This is a genomic window from Streptosporangium sp. G12, from assembly GCF_052983175.1.
The window spans coordinates 43,341-60,700 of sequence record NZ_JBRIQO010000013.1 but is presented as its reverse complement, the minus strand read 5'-3'; the positions used below and the strand labels follow the sequence as shown (position 1 = coordinate 60,700).

Genomic DNA, 17,360 nt, shown 5'->3' with positions numbered 1-17,360 from the left:
TGTCTGGGCCCCCACCCATAACAGACGGACCGTAGCCTAGCGATAGATAGCGGCATTCCGCTCATTAACCGCGAATCAGTCTCACAGTACGGAGCTGATCAGTGGTTATCCGCTACGCGCGGCTCGATTCCCCCGGCGAGGAAGGTATGACCGAAATACCCATTTTCGGTCTTGCGCTGCGGGTGGCCGACGGTTTCGCGGTGGCCCGCGCGGTGCGGGTGACCGTCACCTGCGGTCCGGGGCGAGTGGTGCGGGTGACCGTCGGCCTCGGAGTGGGCTTCTGCGTGGGCCTGGAGGTGGGCGCGCCCGTCCCGGGCGCCGTCGGAGCCGGCCTCGGGGTGCGCGTCGGCCCGGCGCACGGGGAGGTCTCACCGCTCGCGCCGCTCGCGCGGCCCGAGGGGAGACCGGTCACCACCACGTTCCAGGCGGCCCCGCACCCCACCCGGGGAAAGCCGAACCTGACCGTACGCGAGTAGCTCGTCGCGCCCGACAGCGGCACGACCGTCCTCCGCACGGCCTGACCGGCGCGGAAGACCACGCGCAGGCGTACCTGCCGGGCGTTCGCGGTGTCGACCGAGACCGCGACCAGGGCCGCGCCCCGCGCGTTGACACGGGCCCGCACCACCTCCACCCGGCGTACCCCCACCTCGGGCGGCGCGGTGGAGGGGCCGGTCGTCGGCGTCGGAGGGGAGGACGGTGGCGGCGTCGGCGGCGTCGGCGGGAGGGAGGACGGCCGGGGCGTCGGCCCGCCGGGCGTGCCGGTGGCGGGGGGAGCGCTCGTCTCCCCGGCGGTGGGGCCGGCGGAGGGGACGCTCTCCCCGGTGGGTCCGGACGACGGGACCGGTTCCGCGGACGCGGGAGGGGAGAAGGCCGCGGAGGAGGGCGCGGGCAGGGACGGCGACACCTGGCCCCGCGTGCCGGGCGAGGGGGGCAGGGGCGGCGTCGCGGCGACCACGTCGATCGTGCGAGGCCGCTCGGGCCCTCCCGAGGTGAGGGCGTACACGCCGGCGCCGCCCGCGACCAGCATCACCCCCGCGGCGCCCGCCGCCACCCCGGCGGACTTCGACCGCAGCGTGTCCAGCACCGTCCTGAACAGCGTGGTCCCGGCCACCGGGCCGGGGGCGGCGGGCGGGAACAGCAGGGGAAGCAGCGCCACCAGGGCGGCCAGCCGGGCCCGCCCGCGCTCCTCCCAGTCCTGCCCGTAGCCCGCGACCGCGACGCTCTCCAGCTCCGCCAGGAACTCCCCGGCGCCGGCCGGCCGGTCACCGGGCCGTTTGGCCATGCCCCTGGCGACCAGGGGCCTGACCGGCTCGGGGACCTCCTCCACCGGGATCGGCGCGGTCATGTGCTGGTGCATCAGCACCACCCGCTCGCCGGAGCGGTACGGGCGGTGCCCGGCCAGGCACTCGAAGAAGACCGCCGTCGCGGCGTAGACGTCGCAGGCGGGGGAGGCGGGGGCGCCCGCCCACTGCTCGGGAGCCATGTAGGGCGGGGTGCCCGCGGCCCGGCCGCCCTCTCCCGCCCGCACGGCGATGCCGAAGTCGACCAGCTTGCTGATGCCCGTGGTCTCGACGAGCACGTTCTCCGGCTTGTAGTCGCGGTGCACCAGCCCGGCCCGGTGAGCGGTGGCCAGCCCCGCCAGCGAGCCCTTGAGCACGGTCAGCGCCGCCTCGGGCCCCGTCGAGCCGTGCTCGCGCAGCAGCTCGCGCAGGGAGACGCCGTTGACGGCCTCCATCACGATGGCGGCGCCGCCGGGCACCTCGACGTATTCGTACAGCCGGGCCACGTTCTCGTCCGCCAGCTCCACCAGGAGCCTGGCCTCCTCGCGGAAGCGGGCGAGGAAGCCCGGGTCGTCCCTGAGCCACTCGGCCAGGTATTTGATCGCCACCCGGGTGCCCGACTCGTCGTGACGGGCGAGGACCACCCGCCCGCCGCCGCCCGCGCCGAGTTCGCGCAGCTCGGTGTAGCCGGGGGGTGTCCAGCCGATGGCCGTCATGGCCGCCTCCATGGTTCGGGGGCCGGATAGGGGCCTCGGTATGGAGACGCGTGGCGCGTGGGACGGGTTTGCCGGAGAGGCTTACCGAACGGGCATGGTTCGCGACGCGATGTGCTCGGGTACGGCCAGGTCCCAGCTCAGCGCGGGATCGGGCTCGGGCGTGCCCCAGACCTGGCGCAGCGGCAGGACCCCGGCCCAGATCGGCCGCCCGTAGTCCTCCTCGTCGTCGACCGGCGGGCCCTGGCGCACCTTCACCGACGCCTCGGCGAGGGAGAGGGCGAGCACCATGGTCGCGGCGAGCTCCTTGCCGGTGGGCCTGCGGGTGGCGTCCCACTGGCCGGGGGCGAGCTGTTCGGTGATCGCCCGCAGCCCGGCCAGGCGCTCCTCGGCGTCCACCACCCGGCGGGGGCGGCCGTAGACCATGGCGGAACGGTAGTTGAGCGAGTGGTGGAAGGACGAGCGGGCGAGCACGACGCCGTCCACGTGGGTCACCGTGACGCAGACCTCGTCCGCGTTGCGCAGGGAGGTCGCGCCGGTGGAACCGTGCAGGTAGAGGGTGTCGCCGATCCGGCCGTAGCCGGTGGGGACCACCATCGGGGAGCCGCCGACCAGGACGCCCAGGTGGCAGACCAGCCCGGCGTCCAGCACCGCGTACAGGTCCTCCCGGGAGGTCCGGCCCCTGTCCTTCGCGCGGTTGAGGGTGGTGCGGGGAGTCGTGGAGAGCGTGGGGAGCGTGGGGAGCATGGCACTAACCTAGGAAGAAGTGGATATAAAGAACACGTCCACTTTCACACGCTTACAGGAGACCACTTTGCCGCGCTCCTCCGTCGACCTGCCCGTATCGGTGGACCGCGAGGCCGGTACGGCGCTCGCCGTCCAGCTCGGCGACCGTCTCAGGGACGCCATGCGCGGCGGCGCCCTCTCCTCCGGAGAGCGCCTGCCCTCCACCCGGGCCCTCGCCCGCCAGCTCGCGGTGAGCCGCACCGTCGTCACGGAGGCCTACCAGCAGCTGTACGCGGAGGGCTGGCTCGAGGGGCGCCACGGCTCGGGCACCTACGTGGCCGACATGGCGGTTCCCGCCGAGGGGAGGGCCCCCGTTCCGGCGGCGCCCGTTCCGTCGCCGGTCGGCGGGAACGGGAACGGGAGCGGACACGGGCACGGGAGCGGGCGGGGGATGATCGACCTGCGTCCGGGACAGCCGTGGGTCCACGACTACGACAGGGCGGCCTGGCGCAGGGCCTGGCGAGGGGCGGCCGACCTGCCGCCGGAGAGCGATCCCGACCCCCGAGGCCTGCCGAGGCTGCGTGCCGCGCTGGCCGAGCACCTCCGCAGGACCAGGGCGATCCCCGTCGGGCCGGAGAACATCATGGTCACCCGGGGCACCGGCAACGGGCTCGACCTGATCGCCGCCACCCTCCTGCGGCCCGGTGACCGGGCGGGCGTCGAGGAGCCCGGCTACCGCGTCGCCAGGAACGTCTTCGCCGGGCGGGGCGCCGAGCTCGTTCCCTGCCCGGTCGACGAGGACGGCGTCATCGTGGACGATCTCCCCGGCGACCTGCGCGTCCTGTACACCACCCCCGCCCACCAGTACCCCCTCGGCGGGCGCCTGCCCATCCCGCGCAGGGAGCGTCTCCTCACCTGGGCCCGCCGCACCGGCGCGATCGTCGTGGAGGACGACTACGACGCCGAGTTCCGCTACGACGTCGCCCCGCTGCCCGCCCTGCACGGTCTCGATCCCGGCCGGGTGGTGCTGCTGGGCAGCCTGAGCAAGGCCCTGTCACCCGACATCGGCGTCGGCTGGCTGGTCGCCCGCCCGAGCTTCGTCGAAGCCCTCGCCGTGACCAGGGACGCCCTGGCCGACCGCACGAGCGGCCCGGCCCAGCAGGCGGTGGCGGCGCTCCTGGAGAAGGGGGACCTGGACCGGCACCTGCGCCGCACGCGCCTGGAGTACGCGCGCCGCCGCGCCGCGGTCGTCGACATCCTCGGCTCCGGCAGGGTCACGGGCGACACCGCGGGCCTGCACGTCATGGTGGAGTTGCCCGAGGACGCGGTCGAGCCCCTGGTCGAGGCGGCCCACGCCCGGGGCGTGCTGCTCGACTCGATGGCCCGCCACTACTACGGGCCGCGGCTGCGGCACGGCCTGGTGATCGGCTACGGCTCCGCGTCGCGGGCCGACCTCAGGCGAGGTCTCTCGGTGGTCGCCGAGCTGATCGGCTGACCGGTCCCCGGGGCCGCCCGGCGGATCGCGGGAACGGCCGCGCGCGTTGTCGCGGAGCGACCGTCGCCGGGGCCGCCCGGCGGGGTACGGGGACGGCCGCGCGTCCTGCGGGGCGACCGGTCACCGGGTCCGCCGCGGCGTGGGACCGTTCCCACACCGCGGCGGCGAACCGGCTCACGCCTGCATGGACGTCCTCAGGCGGCCGTACGTCTTGAGGGCGCGGTCGGCGGTGGTGCGCAGCAGCGGGCTGGCCAGGACCGTGCCGCGCGCCTTGCGCACCGGCACGCGCAGCATCCAGTGGAGCCCGGCGCCGGGGCTCAGCCGGGCGATCCGGCCCTCCGCGACCTCGTACTCGCCGTTCTTGAGCTTCTCCTTGTACTCCTTCTCGCCGCGGCCCATGTCGATGACCTGGATCCCGGCCTCGGCGGCCTTCTCGGCCATGGCCAGGTGGTGGATCAGGCCGGGGGAGTATTTCGCGAAGGAGGTGTCGTAGGCGGGGAACCAGCCCGCGAGGGTGGTGGCGGTGCGCAGCCCGAAGTGCCCGGCGACCGGCTTGCCGTCCGCGTACAGCATGTCGAGGACCCCGCCGAAGTGCTCGGTGTCGGTGGCGAGGAACCGCTCGACCAGCTCCACGATCCACGGCCGGGCGAACCGGTCGGTGCGGCCGGTGCGGCGGTACTGCTCGGTCTTCCAGCCGAGCAGCGTGCGCAGCGGCGCCAGGTCGGTGGTGGCGTAGTCGTGCCGGAGCGGCCCGACGTCGCGCTGGAGCTTGCGGCTCTTGTACGCCGTCGAGCGGTAGGTCTTGCCGGAGGTCACCTTGATCGTCTCGATGTACGGCTCGTAGCCGTCACGCAGGTCGATGATCGGCGAGGGGTGTCTGCAGTGCCCCGGCTGGAGCAGCGGCTGCCCGGCGATCAGGTGGTCGAACTCGTAGACGGCCAGGCCGCACTCCCTGATCAGCCGTTGCGCGTCGATCTCCACGTCCTTGGCGTGCACCAGCCCCTGTGCATCGGTCAGGCCCGCGGCGACGGGCATGCCGATGCCCATCGGATGGCGTTCGAAGGGGAAGAACCCGACCACGTCCGGCCCGTCGTGCAGCACCGCCACCCGGACGCGTTCCTGGAGCGCGCCAACGGTGACGGTGAACTCAGGAGACAGGAAGGGGTTGTCGAAGGCGGGGTCGGCGCCTTGAAGGGTTCTCCATCGGTCGATGTCGGCTGGGCCGAGGTCACGGGGCTGAACGATTGAGACGCGCATGAGCTCCTACTGGGATGTGCGGGGTCCCCTACGTCATCCAATGAAGGATGTCGCAAAGCCCAAGCATGCTGGTAGGCACGTAATGTAACGATAAAGGACAGAACGCAGCTCGGGTGGTGTTGACCGCAACGTTTCGGAATCTCATTGGGCGACCCCGGCTGGCGCCGCTGACCCGAGTGACGTTCTAATGGTTGGCCATGAGCACCCCTGGCATCGACTGGCCACGCCTTGTCGGATGGATCGCGGCCAATGTCCCGGGCGTCGGTGAGCCTACCGGGGTCTCCATGATCGCGGGCGGCAGATCCAACCTGACGTACGTCGTCGAGACCTCCGGGCGCCGCCTGGTACTGCGCCGCCCCCCGCTGGGGCACGTGCTGCCGACCGCCCACGACATGCGGCGCGAGTGGCGGGTGATCTCGGCGCTCGCGCCGACCTCGGTCCCCGTGCCCGAACCGGTCGCCTTCTGCGACGACCATGACGTGATCGGGGCGCCCTTCTATCTCATGGGACACGTGGACGGCGCGGCCGTGCGGACCCGGGAGGACGCCCTGGGGCTCACCCCCGTCCAGACCCGGCGGCTGTCGGAGCGGCTGGCCGAGGTGCTCGCCGCCATCCACGCGATCGACTACAAGAGGGTGGGGCTGGGGGACTTCGGGCGTCCCGAGGGATACATGGCCCGCCAGCTGGAGCGCTGGGGGCAGCAGTGGGAGCGGTCGAAGACCGCCGAGCTGCCCGCGTACGACCGCCTGGTGGCCCGCCTGCGCGAACGCCTGCCCGCGCGCTCCGCCTCGACGCTGGTCCACGGCGACTACCGGCTCGACAACACGCTGGTACGGCTCTCTCCGGATCCCGGCATCCTCGCCGTCGTCGACTGGGAGATGTCCACGCTCGGCGACCCGCTGGCCGACCTCGGCCTCACCCTCACCTACTGGCAGGACCCCGGTGACGAGGAGCGCGCCTCGGTCCCGGTCGCGGCGGGCGTCACCGTGGCCCCGGGCTTCCTCACCGCCCGCGAGTTCGCCGCCCACTACGCCAAGGTCTCCGGCGCCGACCTGTCCGACCTGGACTTCTACGTGGCCTTCGGCAACTACAAGCTCGCCGTCATCGTGGAGGGCATCCACGCCAGGTTCAGGCAGGGCAAGACCGTCGGCGAGGGCTTCGAGCACATCGGCGCGGCCGTCCCCACGCTCGTCGACCGGGCCCTGAGGGTCCTGGGCGGCTGAACGGCCGCCCGGTGGTCCCCGCGCTCGCGCCGCCGGCGCCGGGATCCGCGGCCGGGGCAGGGCCGGGTGGGCGCACGGGCGGACGGCAACTACCGTAGAAGTTTCAAGCGTCATGCAAGCCGCCGCGGATACGCTGGCGGCGCGGCCGGTAACGCTTGCCTGTGAACCATGCCGGGGCACCGTCACGTCCGACGCCGCTATGGAACGCTACATTCGTTGACCTGCGAGGATCGAGGAAATCGGTGATACCGACTAACGGACGGCACCAGCGACGGCGCCCGGCCTGGCCGGTCGCACTGGGAGCGTTGGTCGTGACGGCGGCACTCGTGGTCGGCATCATCGCCTATGCCGCCAAGCCGGACGTTCCGCGCGGACAAACCATGACCATGGCCCCGACTCAGGCGGCGCCCGTGCTGGAGGCACCCCCCGTCGTCCAGGACTGGCCGCGCTGGGGCATCACCCACACGGAGTTCAGCGCCGACAACGAGGGCAGCGAGGTCACCGAGGCCGCCTCCCACATGCTCAGCCGGGTCCCGATGCTGCAGAACCAGCACATCATGGGCTGGGGCGCGGGCAACCCCGAACCGGCGCCGGGCAGGAACGACTTCCGCGACCTCGACCGCCGGATCAGGTTCATGTCCGGCTCCCAGTCCATCCCGATCATCACGCTGTGCTGCTCGCCGGACTGGATGAAGGGCGGCAGTTCGGGCAGGACCGACTGGACGCAGCTGGAGACCGCGCCGCGGCCCGAGCACTTCGACGACTACGCCAAGCTCGCCGCGACCGTCGCCAGGCGCTATCCCACCGTCAAGCACTTCATGGTGTGGAACGAGCTGAAGGGCTTCTGGAACACGGCCCAGAACCGCTGGGACATCGAGGGCTACACCGAGTTCTACAACAAGGTCTACGACGCGCTGAAGGCCGTCGACAAGAACATCAAGGTCGGCGGTCCCTACGTGTCGGTCGGCAGCACCAGCACCCCCGAGCAGGGGGCGGAGATCCAGGGCCCGTGGGGGAGCATCGTCCAGCGCGACCTGGAGGCGGTCGAGTACTGGATCGAGAACAAGAAGGGCGCCGACTTCATCGTCGTCGACGGCGCCTCGGTGACCAAGGAGGCCGGGGCCTTCCCCGACGAGTTCACCGCCCTGGGCAAGTTCGGCGCCCTCACCCGATGGCTCCGGGAGAAGAGCGGCGACCTGCCGGTCTGGTGGGCCGAGTGGTACGTCGAGCCCATGAACAGCGACTGGGAAGAGGACCGCCGCATCGCCGTCCACACGGCCGCGATGATGGAGTTCGCCACCAGCGGCGTCACCACCTCGCTCTTCTGGAACCCCCAGCGCAAGTCCACCGGTGACGACCAGGCCTGCCCCGGCTGCCTGTGGCACCCGACCACCGGTGTCGAGATGCCCATGGCGGGCATCATGAGCGGCTTCACCAAGTGGTTCCCCCTCGGGGTCCCGCTGGAGGCGGTGACCTCCTCGAACGCGAAGGTGCGGGTCCTGGCCCAGGAGCGCCAGCTCGTGATGGTCAACACCACCGCCGCGGACGCCGTCACCGTCGTGGACGGCAAGCAGTTCCAGCTCAAGCCGTACGAGGTCAAATGGAGCGAGCGCGCGGGAGCCTAGCGACGCCGGCGACGTCTAGACGTCGCCGCCCGGGGAGCGGGCGGGCCTGCGCCGGTTGGTGAACCAGCGCAGCAGCCACTCCACCGGCCCGTAGCGGTGGCGGCGCAGCCACCACCGGCTCCAGACGGCCTGCACCGCGAAGATGCCGACGCCGATCGACACCACATGGAACGGGCTGACCTGGTCGACCAGGCTCAGCCCGTAGCCGGTGAAGATCAGCGAGCTGATCAGCGACTGTCCCAGATAGTTCGTCAACGCCAGCCTGCCGGGCGCCACGAGCGCCCCGGCCAGCCGCGGCACCGCGGGCAGCAGGCGCAGCAGGGTGGCGGCGTAGGCGGCGGCCAGCAGCGGCGCGGTGACCAGGTTCACCGCCTGGCCGACCATGTGGTACGCGTGCCCGCCCCCCGACCAGGTCGAGTGCGCGTAGACCAGCGCCCCGGCGAGCCCCGCGGTGAACCCCGCCCACTGCAGCCGCCGCAGCGTGGCCGTGTGCCCGGACAGGTCGGTCAGCAGCCGCAGCTTGCCCAGGGCCAGCCCGACCAGGCACGCGGCGAGCACCGTGGGCCCCTGGAAGAAGACCCGCAACACGAAGATCTTGGCGAGCTTGTGCAGGTGCTCGTTGATGATCATTGACGCGGAGCCGTGCAGGGCCCGGTCCGACACGGCGGCCTGCGCCGCGCTCTCCGACACGGCCTCGGAGGCGTCGGTGCCCAGCGCCGCCAGCACGGCCAGCAGCAGCACCCCCACGGCCAGCGCCACCGTCATCGCGAGCGCGGCGATCATCGCGGTGCGCGGGGTGATCCGCCGCACCGCCAGCAGGACCAGCCCCACGATCGCGTACGTCGCCAGGATGTCACCGGGGAACAGCAGGATCCCGTGGGCCAGGCCGAGCAGGAACAGCCCGCCCAGGCGGCGCAGGAACCGGGGGACGAAAGCCGCCCCCGACCTGTGGGCCGAGTCGATCTGGAGGGTGAAGCTGTAGCCGAACAGGAAGGCGAACATCAGATAGAACTTGTTCTCGAAGAGCACCGAGACGACCCAGCGCACCTCCCAGTCGAGCGGCGCCGAGAACGACGGCGCCGCCAGCCCCGCCATCCGGTATCCCGAGGCGAGATAGGTGATGTTGACCACCACGATGCCGAACAGCGCGAAACCGCGCAGCGCGTCGACCGCCGCGATCCGCCGTCCTGTGACCTCGGTGGAGGCCCCCGCCCGGCCACGGGGTTCCTCTGCGAGCATCTGACCGTCCTTCGAGCAGTTCGAGACGTGCGCCCCCCGGCGAACGGTGCTCAGTATGGCGCGCCCCGATCGTCCGCCGAGAGACTTTGTCCTTTGCTGAGGTCAGGAGCCGATGACGATGAACCTCTCCACGATCACCCCTACGGCCAGCACGAACGCGGGCACCGCGACGAGCAGGATGCGCCTCCTCGTCCTGGACGCCTGATCGCGGCCACGCAGGCGGAACACCTCGTAGCCGAACAGCGCGATCCACGTCACGCCCAGCGCGCCCAGGCCGATCGGCGTCCACGGAGAGGTCGGGTCACTGCCGCCGGTCGGCGCTCCCGGCTCGGGGATCTCGGCCCCCTCGGGGTAGGTCTTGAGCGTGTAGACGGCGGCGTCCTCACCGTTGAAGACCCGCTTGAGCTCCTTGTGGGCGTCGAGCGCGGCGCGGAACCTCGGCGCCCAGTCCGTCGGGAAGCCGTGGTTGAGCTGCAGGTATCCGGCCTGCCCGCGGGTGGCCACCAGATAGGTGTTGGGCGGCGACACCCGGAGCTTGTCGATCACCGTGGAGAGCTGCGCCGGGTTCTTGTCCACCAGCACCTGCTGGTAGGAGATCTTGTCGAAGTCGCGTTCGCCCCACGGGATGCTCGGGGTGACCTCCTCGCCGACCACCGGGACCAGGTAGAGGACGCGGGCGCTCGGCTTGTCGTGGTCGTAGACGTAGTGCATCGCCGCGACCTCGCTGGCGGAGACCCGCTCGAACTGCTCGTTGCCGTACCGTGCGACCAGGAAGACCATCGCCAGCACCATGGCGCACCCGGCGGCCAGCAGCAACGAGATCCGCCGCGTCAGCTCCGGGTTGAACCGGATGTTGCGCTTGCGGATCGGCACCGTCTCCTCCGGCGCGTCCTCGGTGCCCGCCGGGAGGTTCGGGAAGAAGGCGTACGCGGCCAGGATGCAGGCGCCGGGCAGCGCGAACAGGTAGATGCGCAGGCCGATCTCGCCGCCGTAGTTCTGCAGGCCGAGGGCGAGCACCGGGATGCACAGCAGCAGCAGGGCCGCGCGGTCGCCGACGCCGCGCCGCAGGCGGCGGAACAGGCCGGCGGCGGCCAGCGTCAGGATGACGCCGCAGATGCCCAGGCGGGCCATCAGGACGAGCGCGTGCTTGGGGTCGCTGCCGTCGATCCGGTCGCCGGTGTTGCTCTGGAGGTTCTCCAGGATCCGGCCCAGACCGCCGAAGAGCTGGTCGATGTGCCCGCTCCAGAAGGCGACCGTCTGGTAGCTGATCCACGCCAGCACCATCAGGCCCAGGAAGAAGGGCAGCCCCCAGCTGAGCGAGGAGCGCCGCAGCAGGATCAGGCCGGTCAGCGCGCCGAGCATCATGAACGGCGTGATCTGGTGCGAGGCGGTCGCGGTCGCGAACAGGCCGATCAGCACGATCAGCATGATGGCCCGGTCGTAGACGCCGGTGGAGTGCGGCAGCTCGCCCGGCGTCAGCCCGTCCAGGCGGGCCAGCAGCCGCCGGACGAACCCCTTGGCCGGCATCGGTTTCTCGCGGGGCTCCACCTTGCCGAACCAGCGCAGCACGATCGCCACGAAGGCCAGGTAGATCGCGTACGTGAAGCCCTGGGAGGAGAAGTAGTCCTGGCCGATCCACTGCACGATGACGAACAGCAGCGCGGCGAACCAGCGGGCCCGGGTGGTGGCGACGACCTGGCGCAGGATCAGCACGAACGGCAGGAGGTACAGCAGGTTCGACAGCAGCGGCGTCCACCGCATGATCGTCGTCAGGTCGGTGACCCCGGCGGCCTTCGTGATGAACCCCACCAGCGCGAAGAACCCCGGCCACGCCAGGCGGGCGTCGAGAAGGGCGGAGGACTCGCCGGTGCGGTTGATGTACTCCACGAAGCCCGCGTGGACGTAGGCCGTGTGGAACCTGGCCTCGTCCTCGATCAGGGCGGCCGCCCCGTGTAACGCGAAGGTGATCGCCGCGATCTGGAAGAGCAGCAGGAACTTGCGGTCGGTGTTCTGCGCGATCGTGACGAAGAACGCGACGAGCATCAGCAGGATCGCGGCGAACGCGGTCGGCGGCATGGCCGAGATCAGGCCCACACCGTCGATGTCGTTCAGGTCGACGCCCCGCAGCGGGCCCGGCGCGACGCGCAGGGCCAGCACGTACATGATCAGACCCTCGATGGTGAGGACCGGCGGCAGCCACACCATGGCCGACTGCATCACGGCCTGCAGGCGTGAGGGCCTGGCGGCGGGCGTCGCGGACGGGGCCCCGGCGGCGGTCGCCGCGGACGGAGGCATGGCGCTGGTCGCCGGTGCCGCCTTCCCCGCTCCCTTCCCGGCCCCCTGTCCCGCCCCGGAACCGGTCCCCGAGCTCCTCTGCGTGCCCTGTGGGGCCTGGTGGGCCGCTGGGGTTTCTGTGACCTCGGGGAGGGGCTTGGAGACTTCCAGGGGCTGCCTGGGCGCCCCGGCGGACCTTCCCCGCGGCTCTCCGCCAGGACGCCCGGCGGACTCCCCGGAGTCAGAGGGCTGCGAGGACGCTGAGGATCCCGCGGCCGGCGAGGGTTCCGAGGGTTCCGAGGGTTCCGAGGGTTCCGAGGGCCTCCGAGTGGTGGAGGCGGGCTTGAGGAGTGGCGCGGCCCGGCCGGGCAGGCGCATCTCCGCCGTGGTCTCGAATCTGTCCTCGTCCTCGTCCCCGGTGGGCGCGGGCGGGGCCTCGGCCGTCTCGGCCGTCTCGGCCGTCTCGGCCGTCTCGGCCGTCTCGTCCTCGGAGACGCCGGCCGGGGGCGAGGCGACCGGGCGGAGGGGAAGCCTGATGACGGCGGTGACCTCCGGGTCGTCGCCGTAGACGCTGTCATCCGGCGCGTCGCCCGCTTCGTCCGAGGTGTCCGCGGCATCCGTGGCGTCCGCCTCGTTCAGGGCGTCCGCGTCGTCCGCGTCGTCCAGAGCATCCGCCTCGTCTGAGGCGCTCGCGGCATCCGCGGTATCCGCCTTCTCTGAGGCGTCCGCGTCGTCCAGCGCGTCCGTGGCGTCCGTGGTATCCGCGGCGTCCGTATCCGGCGGCGTGCCGTCGTCGGCCGCGTCGTCGCGCGGGTCGCCCCCCGAAGCCTCCTCGCCGTCGGACGTCTCGCCGCCGGGACCGTCGCCGTACGGGCTCCCGCCGGGCGTCTCGCCGTCGGACGTCTCGTCGCCCGGAGCCTCGCCCTCGGCGATCTCGTCGTCCGGGAACTCGCCGGGAGCCTCGTCGTCAGGCGCTTCGAAGGGCGCCGTGCCGGTGGGCTCGCCGTCGGACCCGGTCCGGGTTCCGTCCGAAGGCGCGGGGTGGGTGGGATCGATCTCCCCGACCTCGGCGGTCTCCGCCGCCCCCGTCGTCGTCACGTCATTACCTGCCCGTTGCCTCACGTCTAACATCATGGCGGCTACGCGGACCAGGGTGTGACGAGTCACCGCGGAGATCCGTCATGTCCGGGCGCTTCGCGTAGATCGTTAAGAAGCGGTACAGCGGCCGTTCTCCAGCCGGGCGGCCCCCCTCCCGACGCCTCCGCTCCCGGGGGAAGGGGCGCCGGACGGAGCGGGGACCGCCGGTCACACCGGGTCGGCCACCGGTGCGCGACCCGCCCCGCGGATCGCGCGTCCCCCGGAGCGCACCCGGCCGTTCACGCCTGGCCGCGCACCCGGCGCAGACCGTATCGTGTGCGCCTGACGACGGCGTATCCCTTCGTCAGCATTCGTTCCCTCATGTAGATCAGCGGGACCTGGTTTCCCTCGACCGCCCGGCTGAACATCTTCATCGACGTGCCCTCGGCGACGGTCAGGCGCGGCAGCGCGAGCACGTCGTGCCGGTCGGCGGCGATGGCGTTGTTCACCGCGCAGGCGGCCCAGTATCCGGCCTTCCTGACCTCGCGCCGCACGCGCACGCTGGAGTAGCCGTACGGGTAGGCCATCGTCGAGACCAGGGAGCCGATCTTGTCCTCCAGCAGGGCCTTGTTGCGCCGCAGCTCCTGGCGGAGCTCGTCCTCGGGCAGCTGGTCGAGCTGGGGATGGCTGTGGCTGTGCCCGCCGATCTCCATGCCGCACGAGGCGGCCTCGCGGGCCTGGCTCCACGACAGCATCGTGTCGAGGGGCCTGCCCGCCGCGTCCTTGCCCGCGTCGCGGACCCACCCGCTGGTCAGGAAGACCGTCGCGGGGAAGTCGTAGCGTTCGAGCAGGGGCAGCGCCTCGCTGTGGAAGTCGGCGTACCCGTCGTCGAAGGTCACCACGACCGGCCGCTCCGGGATGGAGCGGCCGTTGTTGTTGTGCAGCGAGGCGACCAGGTCGGCCACCGTCAGCGGCGTGAAGCCGTTCTCCTTCAGGTAGGCCAGCTGCTCGGCGAAGGCCGAGGGGCGTACCGCCAGCGGCTTCGTCTCGGCGTTGGGCCGGTCGGAGACCGAGTGGTACATCAGGATCGGTACGCGGATCATGACGCACGCACCCGCTTCAGTTTCAGTCGAAGGGAGCCGACGATGTAACCCCAGGTCGTCCAGGCGAGGCCGACGACGATCGCCCCGGCCCTGCCGAGGCCGGACGGGTCGCCCCGCAGCGCCTCGCCGACCCCGCGCAGCGCGCCCAGCGGCAGCGCCTTCAGCGCGTGGGCCCGCTCGCTCGACAGTCCGTCGCCGGCTCCCACGCTCTGGGCGACCAGAGCCTTGGACAGGCCCTCGGCGAAACAGCGCGAGCGGAAGTAGGCGAACGTCGAGCGTACGGGCGGCACCTTGTGGCCGATCACCGCGGCCGGTTCGAACAGCATTCCCGAGCCCGGCATCCGCTGCGAGAGCCGGATGCAGAACTCGGTCTCCTCACAGCCCAGCGGGCGGGGTTTGCGTCCCTGCACGCTGCGCCCGATGCCGGTGTGGAACCCGCCGACACCGCCGATGACCTCCCTGCGGAAGGCCGCGTTGCCGCCCATGACGTTGCGGATCCGGGCTCGTTCCGTGGGCATGCCGAGATAGCTGCACCCCACGGTCCAGTCGAACTCGTGGGGATACCAGCCGGGCCGGTGCCCGATGCCCCACAGCGGCCTGGTCAGCCCGCCCACCCCCACGATGGTCGGGTCCTGGAAGCCCTCCTCCAGTGCTTCCAGCCAGCCAGGCTCCGCGACGGCGTCGTCGTCCAGATACGCCACGATGTCGCCGGAGGCGGTCGCCGCACCGGTGTTCTTGCCACCGGACAGCCCTTTCTCCTGAGCGTTCTCCACCACGATCGCGCCGGGATACTCCTTCTTGAGCCTCAGGTGGAGATCCGGGTTGTAGTCGACGACCAGGATGATCTCGTGCGGCTCGTGCGTCTGGTTCTCGACCGACTCGACGGCCGCCCGGATGTCCTCCCAGCGGTCCTCGGTGTAGACGCAGATGACGACACTGCTTCTCATGGTTACGCGGCGCCCTGGTCGGCGGCCGGGGCGGCGGTGGCCGGCTCGTGAACGACGGGAGCCGGGTTGCTCCGCCACTCGCGGATGATGGTCTTCAGCACCCGGATGCCGTCGCGGACGGCGTGCAGGTTGCTCTCGCCGTGGATGCGGCAGCGCTCGTGGCTGGGGACCTCGTGAACCTTGAGACCGGCCTTGGCGGCGCGGACGTTCATCAGGGTCTCGATCTCGAAACCGTCGCAGTCGAGGTTGAGGACGTCCAGGTGGCGGGCCCAGAAGGCGTTGTAGCCGTAGCACAGGTCGCTGTAGCTGGTGCCGTACATCCTGTTGACCAGCGCGGTCAGTGTCTTGTTGCCGAACTTGCGGATGAACGTCAGGTCGTCGCTGCCGCCGCCGGACGCGTACCGCGAGCCCTTGACGAAGTCGGCGCCGGTGACCAGCGCGCCCACGAACTGGATGATCTCGCGGCCGTCCGTGGACCCGTCGGCGTCGATCATCACGATGATGTCGCCGGTGCAGGCGGCGAAGCCCGCCGACAGCGCGTCACCCTTGCCCTTGCCGGTCTGGTGCACCACGCGGACGTTGGGACGCAGCCTCCTGGCCACGGCGACGGTGTCGTCCTTCGAGTTGCCGTCGACCAGGACGATCTCGTCGATCCACTGCGGCAGCGTGGCGAAGACGTGCGGAAGGTTCTCCGCCTCGTTCATGGCGGGGACGACGACGCTGACGGTGGGGGAGATCGCCATGTTGGGCGTGATGGGGGTGAACCGCTCGATGGGTGGCACCGCCCTCAGCGGTGGCTTGTTGTTGTAGTGCTTGGTGATCTCGGGACTCATTGTGACGGATGTCCTTCCGGGCGGTCGGTCGTCAGGGGTGACTGGCGGACGGACCCGGGGCCTTCGCCGGTCGGGACGACCGGCGGAAACGGCGAATGCGATGAGGGATGCATGCGAGGGTCCTGGCGGGTGGTGTGGTGATGAACGGGAGCGGTCTAGCCGACTCCCCATGGTTCCTTGACGACCGGAGTGCCTGATTGGTTCTGCGCGGGGGCGCGCATACGGCCGAAACCCTTCAGCACACGATCGGCAAGCCTGTACAAATTCGGGCGATCTGTAACGATCGTTCGTGCCTTGTTGACGGGGGTGCGGCCGATCCAGTGGACGGCGGCGGCCGGGGAGGGACGCGACACGCGGCCTTCCGCGACGAAGAGGTCACCGCTTTTCAACCAGCTCTTGTACTCGCGTCCGCCCTTGCCCATGTCGACCTGCTGCAGCCCGGAGTTCGCGGCGTGCTCAGCCATGTGCAGGTGGTGCATGATGCCGGGGGAGTAACGCGCGAACTCGGTGTCGTAGGCCGGGAACCAGCCCACCAGGGTCGTCGCCGTCCGGAGGCCGAAGTGGCCGGCGACGGGCCTGTCTCCGGCGTAGACCATGGTCAGGACGCCCGCGAAACTCTCGGACCTCGCCGCGTGCATCTCGTCGAGCAACTGGACGATCCACGGCTGGGCGAAGCGGTCGACCCGGCCGGTCCTGCGGTACTGGTCGGACTTCCAGTTGGTGAGCGTGCGCAGCGTGCCCGGGTCGGCCGAGTACCACTCGAAGCGGATCTCGCCCTGCTCGCGGCCGAGCTTGCGCTCCTTGTAGCGGACCGTCTTGAGGTTCTTCGGCGAGTTGGCCTTCACCTGCTCGATGTAGGTCTCGAACCCCACGCTGAGGTCCATCACCGGAGCCGGTCGCACGTCCGACTCGTACGGTGCGAACGTCGGCTGGCCGGGGACCAGGTGGTCGAAGTCGAAGACGGAGAGCTTGCAGGCGCGCAGCAGGGTCCGGACGTCCAGCTTGAGGCCGGGGACCGAGATCAACCCGTGGCAGGTGGTCAGGAAGCCGCCGAGAGGCTTGCCGATCCCGAAGCTGTGGCGCTCGTAGGGGAAGAACCCCACGATCTTGCCGCCGTCCTGGATGACCGCGACACGGACGTAGTCGCGCAGCCGCCCCATGGCGAGTGTGAACTCCACGGAGAGGAAGGGGTTGTCCAGCGACGGATCCGCCACCTGCAACTCCCGCCATCGTGAGATCTCGGGCTCCCCGAGGTCCTCCGGGCGAACGATGACGATGTTCACCTTGACCTGGCCCCCTGTTCGGTCTGCAAGCTCCCGCTCCCCCGATACAACACGCGTAGTACGTATATGAAGCCGCCGAGCACCGCAATCGTCGCGACTCCGGCACGGGGCGACCATGCGTCAAAGGTAAGCATGGCAGCGGCCAGGAGAACGTTCACAACCAGGCTCGCTGCCGCACCCACTGATAGTGCCGCAAGCGGGTCACGATCACGCAACAGTCCTACCACTGCGGCGCCCGGAACGACCAACAGGAACAGGGGCGTAAGGAACAAGCGTAACGGAGTG

12 protein-coding genes are annotated in these 17,360 nt (G+C 71.0%); 3 read left to right on the top strand and 9 right to left on the bottom strand.

The features are described from left to right. Positions 1-112 precede the first annotated feature (112 nt). Together ACVCAG_RS20555 and ACVCAG_RS20550 are read right to left on the bottom strand one after the other, a co-directional pair. Positions 113-1,996: a protein kinase domain-containing protein gene (locus ACVCAG_RS20555; protein WP_440081428.1), complete on the bottom strand. Its 1,884-nt coding sequence runs from the start codon at positions 1,994-1,996 to the stop codon at positions 113-115. 81 nt (positions 1,997-2,077) lie between these two features. After that, positions 2,078-2,740 (bottom strand): pyridoxamine 5'-phosphate oxidase family protein, encoded by a 663-nt coding sequence (locus tag ACVCAG_RS20550; RefSeq protein WP_440081427.1) that lies wholly within the window; start codon positions 2,738-2,740, stop codon positions 2,078-2,080. 67 nt (positions 2,741-2,807) lie between these two features. Between ACVCAG_RS20550 and pdxR the strand changes: the two genes are divergently transcribed. Then, positions 2,808-4,214, top strand: coding sequence for a MocR-like pyridoxine biosynthesis transcription factor PdxR (gene pdxR, locus ACVCAG_RS20545; protein ID WP_440081426.1), 1,407 nt, complete (start codon positions 2,808-2,810; stop codon positions 4,212-4,214). A gap of 174 nt (positions 4,215-4,388) precedes the next feature. Here the strand turns inward: pdxR and ACVCAG_RS20540 are convergent, their stop codons facing one another. After that, positions 4,389-5,471 (bottom strand): GNAT family N-acetyltransferase, encoded by a 1,083-nt coding sequence (locus tag ACVCAG_RS20540; RefSeq protein WP_440081425.1) that lies wholly within the window; start codon positions 5,469-5,471, stop codon positions 4,389-4,391. A 197-nt stretch (positions 5,472-5,668) separates the two neighbouring features. Here ACVCAG_RS20540 and ACVCAG_RS20535 point away from each other — a divergent pair, with 197 nt between their 5' ends. Together ACVCAG_RS20535 and ACVCAG_RS20530 are read left to right on the top strand one after the other, a co-directional pair. After that, positions 5,669-6,694, top strand: coding sequence for a phosphotransferase (locus tag ACVCAG_RS20535; RefSeq protein ID WP_440081424.1), 1,026 nt, complete (start codon positions 5,669-5,671; stop codon positions 6,692-6,694). A gap of 311 nt (positions 6,695-7,005) precedes the next feature. After that, positions 7,006-8,319 carry a GH39 family glycosyl hydrolase gene (locus ACVCAG_RS20530; RefSeq protein ID WP_440081423.1) on the top strand — a complete coding sequence of 438 codons (1,314 nt, stop codon included), beginning with the start codon at positions 7,006-7,008 and terminating at the stop codon, positions 8,317-8,319. A gap of 15 nt (positions 8,320-8,334) precedes the next feature. On the opposite strand, the gene ACVCAG_RS20525 is transcribed toward ACVCAG_RS20530, so the two are convergent. The 6 genes from ACVCAG_RS20525 to ACVCAG_RS20500 all read right to left on the bottom strand — a co-directional run bounded on the left by ACVCAG_RS20525 (position 8,335) and on the right by ACVCAG_RS20500 (position 17,075). Further along, the gene (locus tag ACVCAG_RS20525; RefSeq protein WP_440081422.1) at positions 8,335-9,558 is read right to left on the bottom strand and encodes a DUF418 domain-containing protein; all 1,224 of its coding nucleotides are present in this window, start codon (positions 9,556-9,558) and stop codon (positions 8,335-8,337) included. Between the two features lie 102 nt (positions 9,559-9,660). Next, positions 9,661-12,930: a hypothetical protein gene (locus ACVCAG_RS20520; RefSeq protein WP_440081421.1), complete on the bottom strand. Its 3,270-nt coding sequence runs from the start codon at positions 12,928-12,930 to the stop codon at positions 9,661-9,663. Positions 12,931-13,208: 278 nt separating this feature from the next. Beyond that, positions 13,209-14,012, bottom strand: coding sequence for a polysaccharide deacetylase family protein (locus tag ACVCAG_RS20515; RefSeq protein ID WP_440081420.1), 804 nt, complete (start codon positions 14,010-14,012; stop codon positions 13,209-13,211). Then, positions 14,009-14,959: a glycosyltransferase gene (locus tag ACVCAG_RS20510; RefSeq protein WP_440081419.1), complete on the bottom strand. Its 951-nt coding sequence runs from the start codon at positions 14,957-14,959 to the stop codon at positions 14,009-14,011. Before ACVCAG_RS20510 ends, ACVCAG_RS20515 begins: the two co-directional genes overlap by 4 nt. A gap of 2 nt (positions 14,960-14,961) precedes the next feature. Beyond that, the gene (locus ACVCAG_RS20505; RefSeq protein WP_440081418.1) at positions 14,962-15,792 is read right to left on the bottom strand and encodes a glycosyltransferase; all 831 of its coding nucleotides are present in this window, start codon (positions 15,790-15,792) and stop codon (positions 14,962-14,964) included. A gap of 155 nt (positions 15,793-15,947) precedes the next feature. Then, the gene (locus tag ACVCAG_RS20500; RefSeq protein WP_440081417.1) at positions 15,948-17,075 is read right to left on the bottom strand and encodes a GNAT family N-acetyltransferase; all 1,128 of its coding nucleotides are present in this window, start codon (positions 17,073-17,075) and stop codon (positions 15,948-15,950) included. Positions 17,076-17,360: the final 285 nt, after the last annotated feature.